The following is a 371-nucleotide window of genomic DNA, read 5'->3' as shown; positions in this document are numbered from 1 at the left end:
CTGCGGAGCAACGACGCAATCGCTCTGCTCGCCGACACCCTGCCGCCGTTTACCCAGGAACCCGTGGCCCTCTGGGAGGAGCTGCCCCGGTTTCCCTGGCCGGTGCTCGTCCTCTCCGGCGATCGCGATATTCGGACCCCGCGAAGCGTCGCGGAGCTGGTTGTCGCCCGCGCACCACACGCGACCCTGGTCCCCATCGCGGGGCACGGGCACAGCGCGCTCGACACCGCAGCGCCCGTTGTGCTGGACGCAATGGCGCACCTCGCGGGGGCCAAGGACCCGAGGGCCGCCGGGAACCTGGGGAACCGCACGGCGCCGCGATCCCTGCTCGCCCGCGCGATTGGGTTCCGCCTCGCCCTGGCCAGGCTGAG

General features: G+C 72.8%; 1 protein-coding gene. It reads left to right on the top strand.

All coding sequences use genetic code 11. The features are described 5' to 3' along the window. Positions 1-371, top strand: a 371-nt coding sequence (locus OOT08_RS01570; protein WP_442916149.1) for an alpha/beta fold hydrolase, incomplete at both ends; no start/stop codon positions are given.

It is taken from the genome of Leucobacter sp. M11, assembly GCF_035726885.1.
In the GTDB taxonomy this organism is placed as follows: Bacteria; Actinomycetota; Actinomycetes; order Actinomycetales; family Microbacteriaceae; genus JAPFRB01.
This window is presented reverse-complemented; position numbering and strand designations above follow the sequence as displayed.